This window comes from Streptomyces sp. NPDC002896 (assembly GCF_040295225.1).
GTDB lineage: Bacteria > Actinomycetota > Actinomycetes > Streptomycetales > Streptomycetaceae > Streptomyces.
This window is the reverse complement of sequence record NZ_JBEOVA010000044.1, coordinates 1-21784: the sequence shown is the minus strand read 5'-3', so window position 1 is coordinate 21784 and position 21784 is coordinate 1. Positions and strand designations below refer to the sequence as shown.

General features: G+C 69.4%; 20 protein-coding genes and 1 pseudogene. 18 read left to right on the top strand and 3 right to left on the bottom strand.

Annotated features, from left to right (window positions below):
* Positions 1-9 precede the first annotated feature (9 nt).
* The 17 genes from ABT009_RS41895 to ABT009_RS41815 all read left to right on the top strand — a co-directional run bounded on the left by ABT009_RS41895 (position 10) and on the right by ABT009_RS41815 (position 19427).
* Positions 10-1119, top strand: a complete 1110-nt coding sequence (locus ABT009_RS41895; protein WP_351306980.1) for a C40 family peptidase — start codon at positions 10-12, stop codon at positions 1117-1119.
* On the top strand, positions 1116-1766 hold the full coding sequence (locus ABT009_RS41890; protein ID WP_351306978.1) for a hypothetical protein: 651 nt from the start codon (positions 1116-1118) through the stop codon (positions 1764-1766). The genes ABT009_RS41895 and ABT009_RS41890 overlap by 4 nt, the downstream gene beginning before the upstream one ends.
* Positions 1742-4363, top strand: coding sequence for an ATP/GTP-binding protein (locus ABT009_RS41885; protein ID WP_351306977.1), 2622 nt, complete (start codon positions 1742-1744; stop codon positions 4361-4363). Before ABT009_RS41890 ends, ABT009_RS41885 begins: the two co-directional genes overlap by 25 nt.
* Positions 4360-5283, top strand: a complete 924-nt coding sequence (locus ABT009_RS41880; RefSeq protein WP_351306975.1) for a replication-relaxation family protein — start codon at positions 4360-4362, stop codon at positions 5281-5283. The genes ABT009_RS41885 and ABT009_RS41880 overlap by 4 nt, the downstream gene beginning before the upstream one ends.
* Positions 5284-6027: 744 nt before the next feature.
* On the top strand, positions 6028-6531 hold the full coding sequence (locus ABT009_RS41875; RefSeq protein WP_351306973.1) for a hypothetical protein: 504 nt from the start codon (positions 6028-6030) through the stop codon (positions 6529-6531).
* Positions 6532-6644: 113 nt separating this feature from the next.
* On the top strand, positions 6645-7499 hold the full coding sequence (locus tag ABT009_RS41870) for an ATP/GTP-binding protein (RefSeq protein WP_351306971.1): 855 nt from the start codon (positions 6645-6647) through the stop codon (positions 7497-7499).
* A 40-nt stretch (positions 7500-7539) separates the two neighbouring features.
* On the top strand, positions 7540-8226 hold the full coding sequence (locus ABT009_RS41865) for an SAF domain-containing protein (protein WP_351306969.1): 687 nt from the start codon (positions 7540-7542) through the stop codon (positions 8224-8226).
* Between the two features lie 2 nt (positions 8227-8228).
* On the top strand, positions 8229-9101 hold the full coding sequence (locus tag ABT009_RS41860) for a MinD/ParA family ATP-binding protein (RefSeq protein WP_351306967.1): 873 nt from the start codon (positions 8229-8231) through the stop codon (positions 9099-9101).
* The gene (locus ABT009_RS41855) at positions 9094-10659 is read left to right on the top strand and encodes a TadA family conjugal transfer-associated ATPase (protein ID WP_351306965.1); all 1566 of its coding nucleotides are present in this window, start codon (positions 9094-9096) and stop codon (positions 10657-10659) included. The genes ABT009_RS41860 and ABT009_RS41855 overlap by 8 nt, the downstream gene beginning before the upstream one ends.
* A 49-nt stretch (positions 10660-10708) precedes the next feature.
* The gene (locus ABT009_RS41850; RefSeq protein WP_351306963.1) at positions 10709-11626 is read left to right on the top strand and encodes a type II secretion system F family protein; all 918 of its coding nucleotides are present in this window, start codon (positions 10709-10711) and stop codon (positions 11624-11626) included.
* Positions 11623-12516, top strand: coding sequence for a type II secretion system F family protein (locus tag ABT009_RS41845; protein WP_351306962.1), 894 nt, complete (start codon positions 11623-11625; stop codon positions 12514-12516). Before ABT009_RS41850 ends, ABT009_RS41845 begins: the two co-directional genes overlap by 4 nt.
* 25 nt (positions 12517-12541) lie before the next feature.
* Positions 12542-12730, top strand: coding sequence for a hypothetical protein (locus tag ABT009_RS41840; RefSeq protein WP_351306960.1), 189 nt, complete (start codon positions 12542-12544; stop codon positions 12728-12730).
* Positions 12731-12787: 57 nt separating this feature from the next.
* On the top strand, positions 12788-13207 hold the full coding sequence (locus ABT009_RS41835) for a TadE family protein (protein ID WP_351306958.1): 420 nt from the start codon (positions 12788-12790) through the stop codon (positions 13205-13207).
* On the top strand, positions 13204-13650 hold the full coding sequence (locus ABT009_RS41830) for a TadE/TadG family type IV pilus assembly protein (RefSeq protein WP_351306956.1): 447 nt from the start codon (positions 13204-13206) through the stop codon (positions 13648-13650). The genes ABT009_RS41835 and ABT009_RS41830 overlap by 4 nt, the downstream gene beginning before the upstream one ends.
* Before the next feature lie 11 nt (positions 13651-13661).
* Complete coding sequence (locus ABT009_RS41825) at positions 13662-14099, top strand: TadE/TadG family type IV pilus assembly protein (protein ID WP_351306954.1); 438 nt, start codon at positions 13662-13664, stop codon at positions 14097-14099.
* 9 nt (positions 14100-14108) lie between these two features.
* Positions 14109-17651: a hypothetical protein gene (locus ABT009_RS41820; RefSeq protein ID WP_351306952.1), complete on the top strand. Its 3543-nt coding sequence runs from the start codon at positions 14109-14111 to the stop codon at positions 17649-17651.
* A 141-nt stretch (positions 17652-17792) separates the two neighbouring features.
* Complete coding sequence (locus ABT009_RS41815; protein WP_351307040.1) at positions 17793-19427, top strand: DUF2637 domain-containing protein; 1635 nt, start codon at positions 17793-17795, stop codon at positions 19425-19427.
* A gap of 2 nt (positions 19428-19429) precedes the next feature.
* Here ABT009_RS41815 and ABT009_RS41810 read toward each other — a convergent pair whose 3' ends face one another.
* Entirely contained in the window at positions 19430-20026 is a 597-nt protein-coding gene (locus ABT009_RS41810) for a hypothetical protein (RefSeq protein ID WP_351306950.1), read from the bottom strand.
* Positions 20027-20049: 23 nt separating this feature from the next.
* Between ABT009_RS41810 and ABT009_RS41805 the strand changes: the two are divergent.
* A pseudogene (locus tag ABT009_RS41805) lies at positions 20050-20430 on the top strand (tyrosine-type recombinase/integrase); the annotation flags it as partial.
* 119 nt (positions 20431-20549) lie between these two features.
* On the opposite strand, the gene ABT009_RS41800 reads toward ABT009_RS41805, so the two are convergent.
* Together ABT009_RS41800 and ABT009_RS41795 are read right to left on the bottom strand one after the other, a co-directional pair.
* Positions 20550-21353 (bottom strand): hypothetical protein, encoded by an 804-nt coding sequence (locus tag ABT009_RS41800; RefSeq protein WP_351306948.1) that lies wholly within the window; start codon positions 21351-21353, stop codon positions 20550-20552.
* Positions 21353-21628: a GIY-YIG nuclease family protein gene (locus ABT009_RS41795; RefSeq protein WP_259294546.1), complete on the bottom strand. Its 276-nt coding sequence runs from the start codon at positions 21626-21628 to the stop codon at positions 21353-21355. Before ABT009_RS41795 ends, ABT009_RS41800 begins: the two co-directional genes overlap by 1 nt.
* Between the last annotated feature and the right edge of the window lie 156 nt (positions 21629-21784).

Genomic DNA, 21784 nt, shown 5'->3' with positions numbered 1-21784 from the left:
GGGTGTGGGGTGGTGCTATTGCTGTTCGCCGCCGTGTGCTGCGCCGCTCCCGTATCGAACGCGATCAGCGCGTACGTCGCGCTGCAGACCGGTGCGCAAGGCGACGGAGGGATCGCCGGGGGTGGCACGGCCGCGGACATCCCGCCGCGCATGCTCACCGCCTACAAGCAGGCTGTAGAGCTGGTCGGTCGGCATGTGCCGACGTGCCGGGGCATGCGGTGGCCGCTCCTGGCCGGGATCGCCAAGGTGGAGTCCAACCACGCGATCGGCCGCACCGTCGCCGCAGGCGGTGACATCCGCCCGAAAATCTACGGGGTGCTCCTCAACGGCTCCGGCGCGGGTGGCAACACCACGGTCTTCCCCGACACCGACAACGGCCGCTGGGACGGCACCGCCCAAGGGGAGCGCGCCGTCGGTCCGTTCCAGTTCCTGCCCTCCACGTGGGAGGAGATCGGCAAGGACGCGAGCGGCGACAAGACCGCCGACCCGCACAACGCCGACGACGCCGCGCTCGGCGCCGCCCTCTACCTGTGTGGGAAAGGCCGCGACCTGGGCCAGCGCGCCCCGCTCAAGGCGGCGATCTGGCAGTACAACCACTCAGGCGAGTACGTCGCCAATGTGCTGGGCTGGATCGACCAGTACACGGCGGCCGCCAAAGACCCGGACCTGAAGAACGTGTCCAAGAAGGTCCGCACCGTGATCGAGGCGGCACTCTCCCAACGGGGTGTGCCCTACTCCTGGGGCGGCGGCACCACGAAGGGCCCGAGCAGCGGGATCTGCTGCTCGCCGAGCGGGAAGAGCGGCGCATCGATCAAGGGCTACGACTGCTCGGGGCTGACGCTGTACGCATACGCGAAGGTCGGCATCCGCCTGCCGCGCACCGCGGCCGCCCAAGCCGGAGCCGGCAAGCGGATCCCCACCAGCCTCGGCGCTGCCGCCCTCAAGCCCGGCGACCTCGTCTTCTACGCCTACGCCCCCGGCCGCGACTCGACGATCTACCACGTCGGGATCTACGTCGGCGGCGGCCAGATGGTCAACGCCGCCCGCCCCGGCACCCTCGTGCGTCTGGACGCGGCCGACGCGATGTCCGGCTACGCGGGAGGAGCCCGCCTGCTATGACCACATCCCTGCCGCGCTCGCCGCGACTGCTGATCATCACCACCGTTGTCCTGTCCGTGACCGGGATGATCCTGCTGGCCCTGCCACACGCAGGAGGCGCACCCGTCTCCGCGTCGGCAGCGCCCGCGACCACGCCGGCCTCCCGTCCCTCAACGGTCGCCCCCGCAGGGCGTAGCACGCAGGGCAGCGCGCCCGCGCCCGCGGCTGATACGACAGCCGCCTCGTCAACGGAGCCGGCCGTCGCGTCGGCGCTGCCGCCGCACGGGGAGGGCGTGGCCGGTGACCGGGCCATCCACAAGGCGCTGGAAGTCGCCTGGCCCGCAGACCTTGCCGCCCGCAACGAGCGGCAACTCCTCGCGGTCGGCCGTGAACTGCTGCGGGCCGACGCCACAGGGATCGGCCGCTCGCAGTGGCCCACCGCCTTCGGCGACCAAGGCCAGGCGACCGCGCCGGCGTACAGCCGGTTCCGCATTCAGGCGGCTATCGCTCGAAGAGACGGCCGGGACGACCGGGCGGTGGTGCACCTGGTGTGGGCGGGCGCCGACCGCGGCGGCACCTACACCGACGGCCGCATCACCGACCTGCATTTCACGCGCACGACCTCGAAGAAGGGAGCGTCAACGTGGACACCGCAGCCCCGTACCTGAACCGGGATGCCGGCCAGGCGGCGTCCGGCCAGGTGTTCGGCCTGCTCGCCACTGTGCTCGACATCGCCAACTGGCTCGCTGAGCACTGGTACCTGCCGGTGGGGGCCGCACTCGTGGCGTGGGGGCTGGGTGAAGCGGTCGTTGGGCGGCTGGCGTTGAAGGCCTCCGCCGAGCGGATGGCTCTGGAGCTCACCCCCTCCCGGCACTTCGACCCGGGCTTGGAGGAGATCTTCCGCCGTGGCGTGCAGCTCGCCCGTGCCTCCACCAGCATGCCGTGGTGGGCGCCGCGCCGGACGAAGACGGTGCAGATCCGGCTGCGGGCTGATGGCTCCAGCCCGCTGCGCTACCGGATCGAAGGCCCGGCCGGCGGGGAACGCCTGCTGTCCATCACCCCCTTCGGCCCGAACGTGACCTTGCGCAAGGCCGCGCCGATCGTCGACAAGCCACGCACGCATGTCGTCCGTGCCGAGTTCATCCTGCGTGGCAAGACGATCGCGCCGCTGCGGGAGGTGCCGTTGGACCCTGATCCGCTGCAGCCCCTCGTCGACGCGGTCTGCGATTTGCGGGCCGATCTCGGGGACCTCGCCGAAGTACGCGTGGACATTCAGCGGGCCCCCAAGTGGGCCCTGCGCTCCCGCCGCATGCAGCTCATGCAAGCCGCGCGCCGCAGTGAGCGACGCGAGACGCAGCGCGCGTCCCGTGCGGCACGCAGGGACGCCGCCGCGATCGAGGACTCCCTCAGCTGGCAGTTCCAACAGCTGCTGAGCGGCAGGCACGCCGCGGGCGGACGCCGACTGGTGATGCCGCCCCTCCCGCGCCGGGTGGATCTGGCCGAGGCGCTGGGCAAGCTCGCCGATGACGACCAGCTGGTGCGCGTCCAGCTGCTGGTCACCTGTGCCTCGAACGTCGAGGGCCGGGCCGAGGCGAGGCTGGGCCAGATGCAGGCCGCCCTCGATGTGTTCGGCGGCCGGGCCCGGTGGGCGATGCGCGGTCTGCGCATCGGCCCATGGCGGCTGGGCGCCGACCACTGGCCCAGCCGCCAGGCCTTCGAACGACGCTGGACACACGGGTACTGCCAGCCGCCGCGGGCCAACTGGATGCGGCTGGAGGAGCTCACCGGTCTGCTGAAACCGCCGACCAAGCACTGCCGCCTGCCGCTGCTGGCCGGTGACCTGCCCACCTTCACCGTCGGCGACCCCGAGCTGCTGCTGCAGGGCCTCTACCGGGGCCCCGACGGCCGCGAGCGTCTGGTCGCCACCTACGCCGCAGAGACACTGTTCGAGTGCGCGGTGGGCAAGGCGGGCGGCGGCAAGACCGAACGTGCCCTCGCCCAGGCGATCGGCTGGGCGCACGCCGGCGGCGGACTGATGGTCATCGACCCCCACCGCGACTCCTGGCCGCGCGCCGTACCGTTCCTGGCCCACGACCACCTTATGGAGCGGATCGCGCTGGTCGACCTCAACGCACCCGGCCCTGCAGCACAGTTGAGTGCGTGGAATCCGCTGGCGATGCACCAGGGGCAGGCGCCGCACGAGGTCGTAGAGGCAGTCGTGGACGCCTTCGCCGCCGCGCTCGGCTGGGACGACACGGCCGCGCCCCGGGCGATCACCATCTTCACCGCCGCTCTGGCCGTGCTGGTCGCCGTCAACGAGGCCGCCTGCCAAGCCAGCCGCCCCGAGGATCAGACCACGCTCTTCCATGTCCGGGCGCTACTCACCGACCCCGGTTTCCGCGCTGCGGCGCTGGCCGCCGTGACCGGCAGGCTCGATGAGGAGACCCGCGCCTGGTGGCACACGGTGTTTCCCACGCTCCCCGCCGACGCGTTCGCCATCGTGCTCAATCCGCTCGCCCGGCTGGCCGCCAACCCCGCCACCCGGGCCTTCCTCGGCCAGCCGGTCGGCGTCTACAACAGCCGCGCAGCCATGGACCACCGGATGATCGTGTGGGTGTGCCCGGCCGGGAACGGGCCCACCGACCGGCTGCTGACCGCCCTGCTCGCCCGCGACCTGCTGCGCGCGGTGCGCTCCCGCCGCGACACCCCCGAAGACCAACGGGTGCCCTTCCGGCTCTACTTCGACGAGCTGATCACCCTGACCGGCGCCGCCCCGGAGACGATCGCATCAATGTTCGAGGACTTCCGCAAGTACCGGGTCACCGTCCACGGCATGACCCAACTACTGGCCCGCCTACCGGCCCCGGTGCGGCTGTCACTGACACAGAACGCCTCCACGCTGGCGTCCACCGCCGGCTCCAAGACGGCCATCGCTGCGATTACCGCCGAGTGGGGCGACAGCCCCAGCCCCCACGAAGTGGCCGTCCTGGACCGGTTCGAGCACTACGTGTCGCTGACTGTCCGCGGCCGCCGTATCGGACCGGTGCGTATCACCGGACCCCACCTCGACGAGGTGTTCGCCGACCAGGCCCGCCCCGGCCAGGTCACCGCCCTCGAGCGCGCTGCCCGCACCACCGCCGGCGCGCTCCCACTCGATCAGCTCACCGCCCGCGCGGCCGGCCAACTCCATCGCGTCAACAGCTTCCTCGCCCAGCACACGCCCGCCGGCACAACTGCCGTGCGGCTGCAGAAGGGATACCAGTGACCGTCAACCCCGCCCTCACCAAAGCCAAGCCGCCCCAGCTCACGCCCAGTCCCCTCGAGCCGCTACCGCACCAGCTCCTGGCCGCGCTCGCCCAGCACCGCATGGCCACCACCAGCCAACTCCACGCCCTGCTACGTCCCCACGCGACCCGGCAGACCGTCTCCACCCCGCTCAACAAGCTGCGCCGCCAAGGCCTGCTCGACTACACGGTGCTACCCCGCTCCAACCGCTCCCGCGCCTGGCATCTCACCTCCGAGGGCGCCCGCCTGACCCGGGACTGGCCAGCGTTGCGCGGCCGACCCCCGTATCCGATCACCTCGGCAACCGCCGCCTCCCTGAAGACCCCGCACACCCTCACCGTGGTCCGCTCCCACCTGACCTTCGTCGCCGACGCCCGCCGACGCGGCGATGAGCACGGCCACCTGGACTGGACACCCGAGGTCTCCCACCCGCTCAGTGACGGCGAGAAGATCATCGCGGATGCGGTCATGCACTACACGCTCACCGGCCATGAACAGCGCACGAAGCTACGGGCCTTCGTCGAAGTGGACCGGGCGACCATGGGCAGCGAACGTCTGGCGGCGAAACTGATCGAGTACGCGCGGCTGTGGTCCTACGAGCCGCAACCCGTCGGCCGCCAGCGCTCACGGCAACAGGCAAGCACCGGCGCAGTCTGGCTGCGCTGGTACCCGGTGTTCCCCCGGATCCTGTTCGTGCTGACCGGAGCCTCCCGCTACACCCTGGACAACCGGATCAGCGACCTACAGGCCATGGTCGCCCAACACCCACTCGTCGCCGCACTCGCCCGCGAAGTACCACTCGGCGCCGCAGTCCTTGAAGACCTCGAAGAACACAGCCCCACCAAAAACGTATGGGTGCCGCTCGGCGGCGGCGAGCCTCGCCCCTGGACCGAGCTGTAACTCCCCGCGGACCGTACGGGCTTCGGCGTCGAAGCGCCGCAACCTTCCGGGTCTTCCCGCAACCACTTGATATTTGCTCACGCGAACCACTAATTTACTGCTGCACGCAAGGACCAGAGGTTCAATCCGCCCTGCATGCCCTGAACTTGAGGAATGCGAAGATGACGCACGCTCCTGGCGAAATTCGCAGCAACGAAGATTGTGCATGGCCCGGCAGGACACAGGCCGTCTCGTACGTCGGGGACGCCTGCGTGGTCGAAGGAGCCGGCGACTTCGACCTCGACGACCTGCACCTCGTACGCCGCCGCTTCCCCAACCAGCATGTGACCCTCGACGGCGACGTGATCACCATCTGGCCGCGCCCCTGCAAGCCCGGCGAGGATCCCAGCCCGCACGCATCACGTACCAGACCGCACTGCAGCGCGAATACACGAATGCACAGAACTACAAATCGATAACCAGCCCCGAATGTGACCGGATACGTCCGGAGTTGTACAAGTGAACTCAAGTACCACACTGGGAAGTTGACTGGCAGATGCGTAATCTTGCGGCTACGCAAACGGATCACCGCAGCTCCACCAGGCCGCGGATCTGGGCTGCCGCGTGCAGGCGGCCGGGACAGCGGCCATGTCACACCGCGTCGTACGGGGAGAAAACGTGACACTTACACAACGACACCCGTCAGGGCTCGCTGCTGTTCGCTTCCGGAACCGAAGCCATGCGGCAACCATTGGACTCTGCGCCGTGCTGGCCTTGTCGGCGTGCAGCTCCGAGGGCGACGAGCCGACGGGAGACCAGTCGTCGACACCCTCTGCGTCTCTGACCGCAGACCCCAAACAGGTCGAGGCGCGCGACGCCGCTCTGGCGGCCTTCCACGGTATGCGCGAAGAGCAGGTCAAGGCTTACGCCAAGGGGAAGGCCTCAGGAACCAGGCTCTCGACGTACGCCGCGGACAAGGCGCTGTCGAAGATTGAGAGCGAGCTGTTCAAGTACCGGCAGGCCGGCGTGGTCTTCACCGGGAAACCGACCAGCGAAGCAAAGGTCACCGCCGTCGACCTCAAGCGGAACCCGCACAAGGCCACCATCACCGAGTGCTTCGACACCACGGCCTGGAAGGCCATGAAGGACGGCAAGGACGTCACCAGTCCCAACCAGGTTCACCGCTACACCGTGACTGGCGCGGTCCGCACCGTCGGCGAGCGCTGGATGGTCGTTGACTACAACGTCGACAAGGAGCGGACATGCTGACACGCCGCGCGCCAGCTGTTGCAAGCCTCGCGCTTGCGCTCGCCCTTGCCCCGGCCGGATTAGCCACTGCTGGCAGCGAGCCGACGGTGGCCCCGCCCACGGATTGCGGCGACATGGCCGTGTGCATCGGCGTCGGCGTCGACGACAGCAACTCCAAGCCCTCTGGCGGGGGAGAGGGCAAGCCGGCCTCGCGTCGCGGCTCGCCGGGCGAGCGTAAGTGTCAGACATACTCCGAGGGCGGCCTCAGCAACGGCGACAAGAACAGTGGCCCCGGCAACGTCACAGTGCCGTGCGAGGATCCGGAGCTGGGCAGCTTCTCCGGCGGCTGCTATTACAAGCGCGCCGACCCCCAGCCCCCTGCTGGGGACCCGGCGTGGGAAGGACACGAGCCCGGCGACGGCGCTATCTACCAGCGCAGCTGCCCGTTCGGCCCGCCCGGGAACGTCGTCGAAGGCTACGTATGGATGGCGCAACCGCCGGGAGCAGCTGCTGCTGACCCCGCGCAGCTCGCCCAGGAAGCCGTCGACAAGATGACCCTGCGCGGCCCCGACATCGGCATCACGCCGAAACCGGGCGGCAAGGGCGTGGTCGGCATGCCCGTGTGGATGTGGACTGAGAAGTCCGCCGAGACGTACGGGCCGCAGAGCGCATCGGCATCGGCCGGCGGTATCACCGTGACGGCGACCGCGAAGGTCTCCAAGATCGTATGGAAGCTCGGTGACGGCGCAACGGTCACCTGCACCACGGCTGGAACCCCCTACAAGGCGGCCTACGGCAAGAAGGACTCGCCGGACTGCGGTCACCGCTACAGCCAGCCGTCGTCCACGACGTCGTCCGGCACGTACCACGTCACCGCCACCGCCACGTGGACCATCGACTGGCAGGGCGGCGGCCAGACCGGACAGCTCACCGAGGTCCGCGACAACGCCGTGGACATCACCGTCACCGAGGTCCAGGTCCTCAACTGACCCTGCACCAGCACAGACCCCCGAGAGGCTTCGCCCCGTCATGGAAACCCCTGCCGCGCCGGCGCCCCCGCGCCCGACGAACCCTGCCCGCCCCGATCTGCCCATCACCACCGCGCTGCCCGTCAAGCGGGAACGCCGCTGGTCGGTTGTTGCGTTGTGTGTGGTCTTGGCGGTGCTGTGCGCTCTGGGCGCGGCTGCGGCGGTGACGTCGGCCAGCGACCGCTCCCCCGTGCTGGCTGTCGCCCGCGATGTGCCCGCCGGGCAGGCCCTGACCGCTGAGGACCTTACGATCGCCGAGGTGTCCGCCGACGCGGCCCTCACCCCCGTGCCGGCGAGTGACAAGGCCAGCATGGTCGGTAAGCGGCCTGTTGTTGATCTGCGCAAGGGCAGCCTGCTGGTCGCCTCTCAACTTGCCGCAGGCACAGGCCTGGGCGATGACCAGCAGCAGGTTGGCGTCCAGGTCAAGCGGGGCCAGGCCCCCTCCGGCACCCTCGCACCGGGCGACAGGGTCCTCGCAGTGACCACGCCAGCCGAGGGAGAAGAGGAGACCAAGGTCGGTGACGCACCGCCCTCCTCCATCGAGGCCACCGTAGTGTCCGTGTCCCGGCCGGACGCCACCGGCACCGTTGTCGTCAATCTTGCCGTGGCCACCACCGATGGCCCGCTGCTGGCCACCCGGTCCGCGCAGGGCCGGATCGCGTTGGTCCGTGAACCGCGGAGCAACTGACCATGCCCGTCACCTGCCTCGCCTCCGCGAAGTCCTGCGGCGTCACCACCGCCGCGCTCGCCCTCACCCTCGCCTCCACCCGCCCCTCGCTGCTGGCCGAGTGTGACCCGGCGGGCGGCACCATCCGAGCCGGCCTACTCCAGGGCCAGGCCAGTGCCGGATACGGCCTCTACCACCTCGCGGCCGCCGAGCGCGTCGGCCCGGTCGAGCTGGCCAACGCCTTCGCCTCGCACCTGTGGCCGCTGGACGGCACCACCGGCCACCGCAAGGTGCTGCCTGGGCTGACCGACCCCGCGCAGGCCGCGGCCCTGGGCCGGACCTGGCCCGCGCTCGCCGACGTCCTGCACGTCATGGCCGAATCCGCCGACCACGACGTGTTCATCGACGCCGGCCGGCTGGCTCTGGAAGCCGGCCACCTGCACCCCACGCTCACCCCGGCGCCGCTGCTGCACAAGGCCGACCTGGTCCTGATCGCCGTCCGCGGCACCGAGCAGTCCCTGACTCTGGCGCGCCATCTGATCCGCCCGCTGCGCGCCGAACTCGCCGAGCACGGCACCGGCGGCGACGCCCTGGGCCTGCTGCTGATCGAGGACGGTCCGTTCCGCTCCCACCAGGTCGCCGAGGCCCTCGAGGCGCCCGTGCTGGCCGCGCTGCCCTGGGACCCGGACGCCGCCGCCTACCTCACCGCCGGCAGGAAGCAGCCGCGCGGATTCGCCCGCAGCCCGCTGCTGCGCTACGCACGCACCGCCACCGAGCGGTTCGAGGCGATCGCCGCTCGCCGTAAGGTTCAGCAGCAGTACCCGGCCCCTCCGTCCCACCCGCAGCTTGCCGGTGTCCTGGACCGCCTGGCCCAGGGGGGAGGTGCCCGTGGCTGACACCCAGCCGCGTGCCGGCGTCAACGGGCACACCCCGGCACCCATGGGTCGCGACGACATCGCCCACCTGCTCACCGGCAAGCTCGGCGAGCGGCGGCCGGCGCCCCCGCCACGGCCCGCGACGCCGGCCCCGCTGACAGCGTCCGGTGGCACCACCAGTCCCTCGGCCGTGCCGAAACTGGCCGGTGTTCCCACCGAACTCCTCCCGGTCGGCTGGGAGGTCATCGAAGCCCTGCAGGCAGACGTGTCCGCGGAGCTGAGCAAGCGCGACCCCGAGCGCACCATGGGCGAGCCCGACCGGCGCGCCCTGGCCCGCTCGCTTACCAGCACAGCCGTCGCCGACTGGGCCACCAAGTACGCCCAGGGCAGCACCCCCCTGACCCAGGAGCAGGAAGCCCGCATCGCCACCGCGGTGTACGACGCGATGTTCCGCGGCGGCCGCCTGCAGTCCCTCCTCGACGAGGACGGCGTCGAGGACGTGATGGTCGACGGGCTGACCGCGCACGTGGAGTACTACGACCGGCCGCGCCGCACCATCGACAAGGTCGCCGACTCCCACGATGAGCTGATCGCCTGGGTCAACCGGATGGCCCGCCAGTCCGGTCAGGGTGAACGCGCCCTGACCCAGGCGACCCCGATGGTCGGCTTCCGCCTGCCCGACGGCTCCCGCGTCACCGCGAGCCTGCTCACCAGCCGCCCCTCGGTCGTCATCCGAAAGCACCGCATCCGCCAGCACGGCATCGGCGAACTCCTCCAGTGGCAATCGATCAACTCGCTGCTGGAGCGGTTCCTGGTCGCCTGCGTCCAGGCGCGGCTGAACATCCTCGTGGTCGGCGACATGGGCGCCGGCAAGACCAGTCTGCTGCGCGCCCTGGGCCGGGAAATCCCCCCGGCCGAGCGTGTGGTGACCCTCGAATCCGACCGCGAGCTCTACCTCGATGAGCCCGGCCCCAAACCGGGCCCCGTCACCTTCGCGTTCGAAGCGCGCCAGTCCAACGGCGAGCGCACCGCGGGGAACCAGCTGGCGGGCGAGGTCACCATCGCCGACATATTCGCCACCGCACTGCGCTACAACGCCACCAGGGTCATCGTCGGCGAGGTCCGCTCCACCGAGATCGTGCCGATGCTGCAGGCGATGTCCGCCGGTGGATCCGGGTCGATGTGCACCATGCACGTGCGCCGCCCGCACGCCATCGTCTCCCGCTTGGTGCAACTGTGCACGGAGGCCGGCATGGCCACCGAGGCCGCCCACCACCTCATCGCCTCCGCGATCGACGTGGTCGTGTACCTCACCTACCTCGACGAGACCGGGATCGGCGGCCGCAAGCACCGGTTCGTCTCCCACATCCACGAGATCCACGACCTGGTCGGCGAGGGCGGACGGCCCACCACCACCGAGCTATTCGCCCCCACCCCGGGCGAGCCGCGCGCGGTCTTTAAAAACCTGCCGTCCTTCATCGACGAGCTGGAGCGCACCGGCCTGGTCGACCGCTCCTGGCTCGCCGACAACCCGCACGGCTGGTGGGGGCCGCCGCTGCAACTGGTGGGCCGCCGATGACCGCCCGCCGCCCCGCCCCGTACCCGAACGCCACGCCTGGGAGGACACGGTGAGCACGTCTCAGCTCGCGCTGGTCGCGGCCTGCTGCGCCGTACTGGCCGTCCTCGCCGCAATCGCCGCCGCCCGCGAACTGCGCGGCCGCATCCCCGACCCCGTCAAACCACCCTCCCGACTCGCCGCCCGGTTGCGCCGCGCCAAGACAGAGCTGCCGGAGAACTGGCAGCGCCGCTGGCGCCACCTTCTCACTGCGGCCGCCGGCGTCGCCCTGTTGGTGTGGGCGTACACGGGCTGGCCCGTGCACGGCCTGCTCGCCGGCGCCGCCGTCCTGGGCCTGCCCTTCGTCCTGCACCCGGGCGGCGCCGCGCAGGCCCGCATCGAACGCCTCGAGGCGCTCGCCCAGTGGCTCAACCACCTGGCCGGTGTGCACACCGCGGGCATCTCGCTGACCCAGACCATCCGCGCCTCGGCGAAGAACGCGCCCGCCCCCATCGCAACCAACGTGCAGCGCCTGGCCGACCGGCTGCGCACCGGCATGGACGCCCAGCTCGCCTTCGCCATGTTCGCCGACGAACTCGCCGACGGCGTCTTTGACCACGTCGTGCTGCTGTTGCAGTCGCACGCCGTCTACAAGGGGCCCGGCCTCGCCGATGCCCTCGAAGCCCTCGCGGTAACCATCCATCAGCAGGCCGCCGACGCCCGCGACGTCGAAGCCGACCGGGCCTCCGTCCGCAAGTCCTCCCGCCAGGTCTCCCTGGTCATCTGCGTCGTGGTCATCGGCTGCATGCTCAATAACGCCTGGTCGGGCTGGTACGAGAGCCCGATCGGCCAGATCGTGCTCGCCCTGCTGGGTGGCCTGTTCGCGTGGACCCTGGCGTGGCTGCGCCGGATCGCCCGCACCAAGCCCGACCCGCGCCTGCTGGACCCGCTGCCCGCCCATCTCGCCGTCGTCGAAGGGCAGAAGCGATGATCCCCATGAACGCGGTGCTGCCCGCGGCCGCCGCCGGCCTCATGATCGGCCTCGCCGTCCGGGCCGCCCTCGGATCCAAACCGGACCTGGCCAGCGCCCTGGACCGTCTCGACGCCCGCCACTTCACCAGCCCACTGCCCGTCGCGGCCCCACCCGGCGCCCGCGGCCTGCCCGAGCGGTTCGGCGCCCGGCTGCTCGACGCATACGGCATGCACCTCCGCCTGCCGCTCAGCGATCTCACCCTGCTGCGGATCTCGCCCGCCGAACACCTCGGCAAGCGCCTCCTGTTCGCCCTGTACGGCCTGGTTGCCCCGCAACTTCTGCAAGCCCTGCTCGCGCTGGCCGGCACCCCGTTCCCGTTCGTCATCCCGGCCGGCGTCTCACTGATGCTCGGCGCCCTGTTCTGGCTCAGCCCCGGCCGCGACGTCACACGCGAAGCGGCCGCCGCCCGCCTGGTCGTCCGGCACGCCGCCGCTAGCTACCTCGAACGCGTCGCGCTGGCCCGCGTGGCCAACTCCGGCGCCGCACAGGCGCTGACCAAGACCGCCGAAGTCGGCGACGGCTGGATCTTTAAGCGCATGCGCACGGTCTTCGACCACGCCGAGCTCGCCGGCATCACCCCCTGGGATGCCCTCAAGCAGCTCGGCGAGGAACTCGACATCCCCGAGCTGACCCGGCCCGCCGACACCCTCGCCCTGGCCGGAGACGGCGCCGCCGTCTACACCACCCTGCAAGCCCAGGCCCGCCAGCTGCGCGTCGCGCTGCTGGCCGACGCCAAAGCACAGGCCAACGAAGCCTCCGCGGCGATGGTCCTGCCCGTCACGTTCGGCGTGATCCTCATGCTCGCCTTCGTGATGATCCCCATCGTCAACACCATCCTCGCCAGCTGACCGGAAGAAGGAGAACCAAGCACCTATGGACATCCAGATGCTGACGGCATGGATCGGCAGCCGCGCCGAGCAGCTGCGCGGCGCCCGCGACCGCGGCGCCACCAGCACCGAACTCGCCGTCATCGCCGGCTCTCTGCTCCTCGGCGCAGGTCTGCTCGTCGTCGCGATCCGGACCAAGCTGGCGGAGAAGATCGGCATCATCAACGGCGGCTGACCAGGACCCGTAAGGAGCGACCACAGCAGACCGGCCACGAACGAAAGGGGAGAGACGGTGGGAAGCCGATCACGGCGGCTGCGGGCCGTAAAGGCCCGCAGCCGCCGGCACGGGGACGACGGCGTGGGCAGCGTCGAACTGGCCACCCTGGCCCTAGTGGTCCTGATGCTCGCCTTCACCACCATCCAGGTCGGTCTCTACTACCACGCCCGCAAGGTCGCCCAGTCCGCCGCCCGGCAAGGCGTGGACGCCGGACGCCAGTTCGGCGCCGGCGAAGCCGACGGCGTCGCCCAGGCCCAGGAGTACCTCGCCCGCTACGGCGGCTCCGTCAAGGGCGCCCAGGTCTCCTCAAACGGCAGCACCGCCGAGCAGATCCGCATCACCGTCACCGGCGACGTCGCCACCCTGGTGCCCGGCCTGACCCTGCACGTCACCCAGCACGCCGACGGCCCCATCGAACGCTGGACCAACCCATGACCCGCCCCCGCCCAAAGAGATGGCTGCGCCAGGACGAGGGCAGCTACGCGCTGGAGACCGCGGTCCTCGCCCCCGCCCTGATCGCCATCCTCGGCCTGATGATTGCCTTCGGCCGGGTCACCGACGCCGCCGGCGCGGTCGACTCTGCCGCCCACGCAGCCGCCCGCGCCGCCTCCCTCGAGCGCGACGCCACCGCCGCGCAATCGGCCGCAAGGGACGCCGTCACCCGCAGCCTGGACGGCGACGGCATCACCTGCCAGACCTCGAACGTCGACATCGACACCTCCGGCTACGCCACCGACGTCGGCGAAGCCGCCACCGTCACCGCAACGATCTCGTGCACCGCGAACCTGTCCGACATCGGCCTGCCCGGTCTGCCCGGCGCCAAGACGATCAGCGCGTCATGGACCAGTCCGATCGACACCTACAGGGCCCGCCAATGATCGTAATCGCTGTGCTGAGGAACCGTCTGGCCGCGCTGCCACAGCGCCGCGAGGACGGCTCCATGTCGCTGTTCTTCGCGGTGACCACCATCGGCCTGCTCATGGTCATGGGCCTGCTCGTCGACGGCGGCGGCTCCCTGAACGCCTCCCACCGCGCCGCCTTGCTCGCCCAGGAAGCCGCCCGCACGGCCGGGCAGCAACTCGATCCCGCCCAGGCCATCGAGGGCACCGCGATCACCATCGACCCGGACGCGGCGGCAGCCGCCGCCCAGGACTACCTCGCCGCCGCCGGCGTCCACGGCGACGTCCAGATCAGCGGCGACGGACAAACCATGACCGTCACCGTCCACGACACCTACAACACCCTTTTCGCGCAGCTGCTCGGCAAGGCAACGATCAACGTGACCGGCTCCGCGACCGCACATCTGCAGACCCAGGCTGGAGGCTAAAGCCACCCCATGGCCAACCGAACCCCCAAGCCGCTGCGCACCATCGGCGCCCTGGTGCGCGCGCTGCTCGGCCTCGTCCTCCTCGCCGCCCTACTCGCCGGCACCCCGTATGCGCTGCTGCTCGTGGGCACGCAGCCGACCGAACTGCCCGGCGGCATCGACGTCCTGCTGCGCCCGGACGACGGCACCCTCTTCTTCACCGTCATCACCTGCATCGGCTGGGCCGCCTGGGCCGCGTTCACATGGACGGTGATCCTGGAGATCGTCGCCGTAGCCCGGCGCCGCTCCGCCCCGCGCCTGCGCGGCCTGGGCGGCATGCAGTCCCTGGCCTCGTTCCTCGTCGGCGGGATCGTGCTGTTCGCCCCGAGCGCCGCCTTGGCGGCGACCTCGTCACCCGCCGTCGCGGTGACCGCCGCCCCTACCGACGGCGACAGCAACCCCAGCGCCTCGCCGATTAAGTCCGCGATGGCCGACAACCACTGGCCAACGCACACCGTGATCTCGTCCACCGAACTGCCCTGGGATCTGGCTGAGATGTACTTCGGCAGCGGGCAGCGCTGGCAGGACATCGCCGCCCTCAACCCCGACATCCCGCACCTCGCCTCCGGCGACCAATACCTGCCTAAGGGCGCGGTCATCAAGCTGCCGACCGATGCCCGCCCCACTGCCCCGGCCGCCAGAGCGAGCAGCCCCTCGACCACCCCCGGGGCCGCCGACGCCACGCAGGTCGCGCCTGCCGAACACCACGCGAGCACCGAAGTGCCCACGACGGCCACCGTGGTGCCGCAGGGCACCACCCTGCGCGTACCCGAGCAAGCCGCCGTACCCACGAGCACGACCGAAGCACCGGATACCGGCGTCCATACCCAACTCGGCTCCAGCCCCCGGGCCGAGGACCAGATGGACGGCAAGCAGGTGGTCACCGTTGCCCCCGGCGACTCCCTCTCGAAGATCGCCGCCGAGGAACTCCACGACGGCAACCAATGGCCCAAACTGTTCCAAGCCAGCCACGGCACAGCGCAGCCCGACGACCTGCCGAAGATCACCGACCCGGATGTGATCTACCCCGGACAGCACGTCACCGTGCCCCGAGCACGGTCCGAGCAGCAATATCCTGACCAAAAGGACAACCACGACGACGAGTCCAACCGAGAACGCCCCACTCCCCCGGCCACGGACGACGGCGATCAGGACCCGGGCGCCGACACGGGGAACACGCACAAGCCGACCCCGAGCCAGCCCCCTGCGTCCGGGCCGCAGGCACCCGGCACGAGCGAGCCGAGTAACCGTCCAACCCAGCAGCCTGGCGAGGGCCACGGTGCTGAGTCTGCCAGGCCGTCCCGCAGCCCCAGCGCGTCGCCGGTACCCCCGTCCGCCAAGCCGTCGCCATCCGGCACGCAAACCGCCCCGGCGACCGAGAAGCCCGCTACATCGCCCGCCGGTCAGCCGCTGCAGCTGCGGATCGTGCTGGGCGCCGGTGCGCTCCTGGCTGCCGCCATCACCGGCGCGCTCGCCCTGCGCAGACTGCTGCAACGCCGCCGCCGCAGGCCCGGCCAGCGGATCGCGATCGCCCCCGAAACCTCCGCAGCCGAGGCCCAGCTGGCCGCGGCCGCCGAACCGGCAGGCGCGTCCCGCCTGGACGCAGCCCTGCGGACCCTGGCTCACCACGCGGCCAAGGACGACGACCGGCAGCTTCCCGGGCTGCGGGCCGCGCGGATCGGAGCGCGCTTGCTCGAGGTCCTGCCCGAGGATCTCGCGCAGGAGCCGCAGGCACCGTTCGTCGCCGGGAGAGGCGGCTGGTGGACGCTGCCCGCCGACGCCGTACTCCTGGACGACGACGCCGCACGCGAGGTACCGGCCCCGTATCCGGGACTGGTGACCATCGGCAGCACCGAAGCCGGCGACCTACTGCTCATCAACCTCTCCCAGCTGCCCGCCCTGCTCCTCGACGGCGATCCGGAGCACATCACCGAGGTGTGCACCTCGCTCGCGCTGGAGATGGGGATGAGTCCGTGGGCAAGCGCGGTAGAGGTCGTCGCCGTGGGGTTCGGCGAGGACCTTCCGCAGCTGCTGCCGACCTCGCGGATCGCGCACATGCGGCAGGCCGCGCACGCGCTGCGGGATCTCACCGAACGGCTGCTGGAGGCTCACCAGATGCCGCAGACCAGCCACCAGCCCTACCTGCTGCTGTGCGCGGCAGCTCTGGATGCCGACCTGGCCTGGCAGTTCGCCGACATCATCGACAAGGCCAGCATTCCCATCACGCTCGTCGCCCCGGCGAGCGCCGCGGCCGCGCACTTCCCCCAGGCGGAGATCCTCAACGCCTCTCTCGAGGAGCCGCAGCAGCTTGACTACGCCGGCGTCGAGATCACTGTGCAGCGTCTCGAGCACGCCGCCTACCAGCAGATCGCCACAGCGCTGGCGGTCTCCGGGCTGCCCGCCACCCCGGCCGAAAGACCGTGGAAAGACGTGCCGGACGAGCCGGGTAGCGCGCAGCGGCCCACACCGCTCACCGAAGAGGAGCCCGCACCGCGAGGCGCCGTCTTGGATTCAGCTGGCGTCGCAGCGTCAAACACACCGGATGCCGGTGTCACCGAGGCGTTCGGGGCCCTGGTGGCCGCCGCCACCGATCCGGCCGGGCTACGTCTGCTGCCGGCGCATGAGCCCACGGGCAAGGCACACGATCAGACCGACGCCACCGTGAGCGCGGACGCAAAGCAGATGCAGGCGCCCAGCCCCAAGGAGGCCGTGCAACCGGCGGGTGATGAGGATGCCGCGGACGAGGCCGACGCGCACGATCTGCACGCGCCGGAGATCCGGGTGCTGGGGCCCATCGAGGTGACCGGCGTCGCCAGCACCGGGCACGGACCACGCCAGGCACAGCTCGCCGCACTGATGTACTTCCGCCCCCGTCGCAGCGCTGACGTGCTGTGCGCCGACATGGACCCGCTGGCCCCGTGGTCGGCGAGCACCCTCAACGCCCGTATGCAAGGCCTGCGCCGCGCCCTGGGCAACGACCCGGCCGGCAACGCGTACGTGCCGCGCCGCCGTACCGGCGACGACCCCTACCAGCTCTCCCCCACCGTCCGGTGTGACTGGACGCGGTTCCTGCAGCTCGCCGAACGCGCCCTTCCCCAAGGCCCGGCCGGCCTACCGGACCTGGAGCACGCGCTCGGTCTCGTGCGGGGCCGACCCTTCGGGCCCCGGCCGCTGCCGTGGGCCGAGCCCCACCAGCAAGAGATGATCACCAGGATCATCGACGTCGCCCACACCGTGGCCACCTCCCGCACCCCACCCGGCCCGCACCACGACCTCACGGCCGCCCGGCAGGCCATCGCGACCGGACTCGACGTCGACGACAGCGCCGAGCTGCTGTACCGGGACTGGATGCGCATCGAACACGCCGCCGGCAACCGCTCCGGACTGCACACCGCCATCACCCGCATCCAACAAATCAACCACACCCTCGACTGCTCCCTCGAAATCGAAACCGAGCAGCTCATCAACGACCTGCTGGACGGCTCGGCCTCGGCAGCCCGCACGGCGTGGTAGCGGGCCGTAGTGCGCAGCCCCGCGCACTACTGGCTGGGGCGACGTCGAGGAAGGCGTAAACAAGGGAATGTGATGCCCGATCACAAGAAAGGCCCAGCACAAGGGCAGCAGCACGTGGCCGCGGGGACCAAGAAGACTCCGATGACACTGAGCCGGGCCCACCGCGTCCTCATCGCGGTGGTTGTCAGTGGCGCAATCGTCATCGCGGCAATCGGATTTGCAGGTTCCTACGCCGCCGTCCGCGAACTCGCGCTCCACAAGGGCTTCGGAACGTTCTCCTACCTCTTCCCGATCGGCATCGACGCGGGCATCTGCGTCCTGCTGGCCCTGGACCTGCTACTCACCTGGATCCGCATCCCCTTCCCGATGCTGCGTCAGACGGCATGGCTGCTGACCGCCGCGACGATCGCATTCAACGCAGCCGCCGCCTGGCCCGACCCCCTCGGCGTCGGCATGCACGCCGTCATCCCCATCCTCTTCGTTGTCACGGTGGAGGCGGCCCGGCATGCGATCGGCCGGATAGCGGACATCACCGCCGACAAACACATGGAAGGCGTCCGCATCACCCGATGGCTGCTCTCCCCCCTCCCCACGCTCCTGCTGTGGCGCCGCACGAAACTATGGGAACTGCGCTCCTACGAACAAGCGATCAAACTGGAACAGGAACGGCTCGTGTACCAGACCCACCTACGCTCCCGCTACGGCCGCGCCTGGCGCCACAAGGCCCCCATCGACTCCCTGATGCCGCTGCGCCTGGCCCGCTACGGCATCCCCCTCACCGACACCGCCCCTGCGGGTCTGACCGCCGCCGGAATCAATCACCCCCTGCCGCTGCCCGCAGCTGAACGTGACGCCACCACACCCCCCACCCCAGCAGCACACGAACCGCAGCCTGCCAAGACCGAGAAGCAACCCCCACCCACCCACCCGCAGGCACCAAAACCCACCGACCAGCCCACCGCGCCCACTCCACAACACAACAGCGCTGGCGCCCCCGCGTCTTCGCAGGAGACACACGAAGACAGAAACGACTCACGGGAGCAGTTCCTCCACCGCACCTGGCCCCAAAAAGCCAGCACATACCGTGAGTTACCCGCCCAAGGCCCTTTTGCCCACTACGTGACCGAACGACACGGCATCACCCACACCAACGACCACCCCCTTACCCCCGAAGCGCTCGAACCCGAAGTCAACGCCCTGCGGCAGCAGGAATCCCGCAACCCCCCACCCCATGACAGAAGGACAGCTCCCGGCCGCGACGACCCAACCCCCATTCCCCCAAGTCCTGCCGTCACCAGCCCGCACCCGGCCGGCGCACTCCCCACGCACACTCCACGCAGCCCGCAGATCGACGCCACCATCGACACCCCCAACCCCCGGGATACACAGGACGGGAGCGGCCTGACCAAGGTCGACGGCTACTTCCTCGCCTGGCGCGAATACCAGCAGCAGCACGGCCAAGAACCCACCGACAAACAACTGTCCGCCCACCTCGCCGACAAAGGCATCCTCGGCCGCGGCGAACGCCCGATCAGCCCCAGCACCCTGAGGAGATATTTCCTGCCTTTCCGCCTCTACACCGTATGGGCCCAACACCGCCAACACACCAACCAACCCTCAGCCGCAACCGTGGCCCAGGACTGCGCATCCCGCCAGATCACCGCCCAATACAACCAACCCATCACCACCACCGACATCACCACGCAAACCGACAACTTCCAGCGCCGATGGCACACCCTCACCCGCCGCCACACCCACCCCAACCACCGACCGTGAAATCACAGAGGCCCATAGTTGACGGTCAGGGTTGCGGCGTACTCGTCCGGGACGGTCCGACCCGCGAAGGTCAGCGGAAGATACGATTCCAACGCGCCTGACACCTCCAGGAAGGGCCCGAACTGCGCGCGCCATTCATTCCGTGCGGCTGCATTCGGGAAACCCCGGAAAACTGCAACTTCGGGATCCCTTTCACCCCAGCACCCCCATCTTCCGGAAGGTCCGGCCACAGCGATGACGTTCGCCGAGATCGCGATCGACCCCATGATGTCGCCGTCCGGCTCGTGACCGATCGCCGCCCAGTAGTCGTCCGCGTCAGCCTCGACGGACAACGAAATCGCCGGGTACATCCGATACTCCGGAAGGTAAAACGCATCGCAATTCGGCTCAAGAACCAGCAGTTCAACGTGTCCGTCGCCATGCCACCGGGCCATCGCACAGAGCGCCGGCCAGAATTCCGGGGTGAGGACCGCATCGAACTCACAGAACAGCGAGTCCCCCGCATGCTCCTTGAAGACCTGGTCAGGCAACCTGGCATCAAGATCGAAGGTAGCTGCGCTACGGGAGCGAACATCCAGGTAGCCGTTGCGATCAATCACGATCGAACCCGCCTCTGCCATTCCGCGAAGAGCAGCAGCGCGACCGTGACACGGCAGGCGCCGAGTGGCAGCACAACGGGTACGTATTCACCACGCCGCAGGGAAGAGCGATCGACCCGACCAACCTCACCCGCGCCTTCACCACGCTCCTCCGCCGCGCCGGCCTCCGCCGCATCCGCTTCCACGACCTCCGCCACTCCACCGCCACCCTGCTCCTGGAACAGGGCGTCGGGCTCGTCGTCATCAAGGAACTCCTCGGCCACGCCCACATCGGCGTCACCGCCGGCGTCTACGCCCACGTCCGACTCCGCCTCCAGCGCCAGGCCATCGACACCCTGGGAGACGTCCTCGGCGACCACGACGACGGCCCCGATGCCTCACCCACCACAATCGTCGTCCGCTGACGTTGCCGTCAGCGTTGCCGTCAAGCACCACAGAAGCCCCACCAGAAACAAACTCTGGGTGGGGCTTCTGCATTCAAGGCCATTGCGTCAAGTGACCGACCTTCTGCTGGCGTGCATCGCTACTCCTCCGGGCCAACGATTCTTACCGAATCCGGAAATTCACTAAGCAAGTCTGAATCACCTGCCACGATCCGAGTTCCCCTGAGTCGAAGGTCACGCAGGGAGCCCATATTGAGAAGCGGAGCCACCGATCGAGCCTCCCCCCCGTACGTAACTCTGAGCTCTTCCAGATTGTTTAGATCTGACACAGCACTGAAGTCCAGCGGCTCGGGCTGAATTGACTCCCCTCCGCCAATCAGCCAGCAACGGCGCAGGTCCTGGAGGCCTTGCAGGGGGGCAAGGCTTTCAATGCGCGCCTCAAGAATCTCCAGGTCGTCGAGTTTCGCGCAGTTCTCCAACCCGCGAAGATCCAAAATCTGACCTACACCTTCCAGCTTGAATGACGAGATCCAGGGCGCACTGCCCAGGAATCCCAAATCATTCCTGCCGGACGACCAAAGCGTCAGTCCAGTTAGGGCGGGAAACCCTGCAAGGTCAATCGCACCCGCCCGATCGTCCACCGCCAACACCGTCAGGGACGGGTTCTGGACTGCAGGGATCGCCACTTGCCCCCTCGTGAGGAGCACCAGTTCACGGAGTCCTGAGATTTTGAAGGCCTGCGAGTCATCGGCGACGCGGCCTTCAATCTCTAGATACTTGAGTTCCGGCAAGCTGGACAAAAAATCAAGGCTACCCAGCCGGGCATTTCCGCTTACACGGAGGAACAATCCGTTGAATTCTCCGGATTGATACTGGCGGACGAGTTCACGATCATCGATCGACCCTTCAGCCCGCCAATTCAGGACACTATAGTCCGCCCGCATTAAGGAACCTCATTTCGGCGATTCAAAAGCGTACCGCCACCCACGCCGCCGTATTGATCCATCACCGACTGCTCTTGCTCTCTGATCGCTTTCCAGGAATGACCAGACATATCGTTCACCGATATGTTGGAAATGTCGCTCGTCGTGTAACCCGCCGACTTCACGGCCGCCTTATCTGAATTGAAAGCGGCATGCAGGCGACTATGTATGTTGGTTGAGCTGGACCCAACATACACCTTGCCATCCTTCATCGTGATGGTGTAAACCCCGGGCACAGTCGGAGCATCCTTGAATCCGAACGTGCTGCACGACGAGTTATGCACCAGCACCGGAGTAGGGTGTGTCCAGCCAGTGGTGTAACTCGGTTGTCGGGTTCTAGCGGCGGGCGGCCGAGAGCCGTCCGTCGAAGGTGATGTCGAACGCCTGCAGCG

Excerpts from the sequence above, each read along its gene's own strand:
- ABT009_RS41870 (WP_351306971.1), top strand. The coding sequence starts at position 6,645 with ATGGCCGTGTGCATCGGCGTCGGCGTCGACGACAGCAACTCCAAGCCC.
- ABT009_RS41890 (WP_351306978.1), top strand. The coding sequence starts at position 1,116 with ATGACCACATCCCTGCCGCGCTCGCCGCGACTGCTGATCATCACCACC.
- ABT009_RS41845 (WP_351306962.1), top strand. The coding sequence starts at position 11,623 with ATGATCCCCATGAACGCGGTGCTGCCCGCGGCCGCCGCCGGCCTCATG.
- ABT009_RS41815 (WP_351307040.1), top strand. The coding sequence starts at position 17,793 with ATGACACTGAGCCGGGCCCACCGCGTCCTCATCGCGGTGGTTGTCAGT.
- ABT009_RS41865 (WP_351306969.1), top strand. The coding sequence starts at position 7,540 with ATGGAAACCCCTGCCGCGCCGGCGCCCCCGCGCCCGACGAACCCTGCC.
- ABT009_RS41860 (WP_351306967.1), top strand. The coding sequence starts at position 8,229 with ATGCCCGTCACCTGCCTCGCCTCCGCGAAGTCCTGCGGCGTCACCACC.
- ABT009_RS41820 (WP_351306952.1), top strand. The coding sequence starts at position 14,109 with ATGGCCAACCGAACCCCCAAGCCGCTGCGCACCATCGGCGCCCTGGTG.
- ABT009_RS41840 (WP_351306960.1), top strand. The coding sequence starts at position 12,542 with ATGGACATCCAGATGCTGACGGCATGGATCGGCAGCCGCGCCGAGCAG.
- ABT009_RS41800 (WP_351306948.1), bottom strand. The coding sequence starts at position 21,353 with ATGCGGGCGGACTATAGTGTCCTGAATTGGCGGGCTGAAGGGTCGATC.
- ABT009_RS41830 (WP_351306956.1), top strand. The coding sequence starts at position 13,204 with ATGACCCGCCCCCGCCCAAAGAGATGGCTGCGCCAGGACGAGGGCAGC.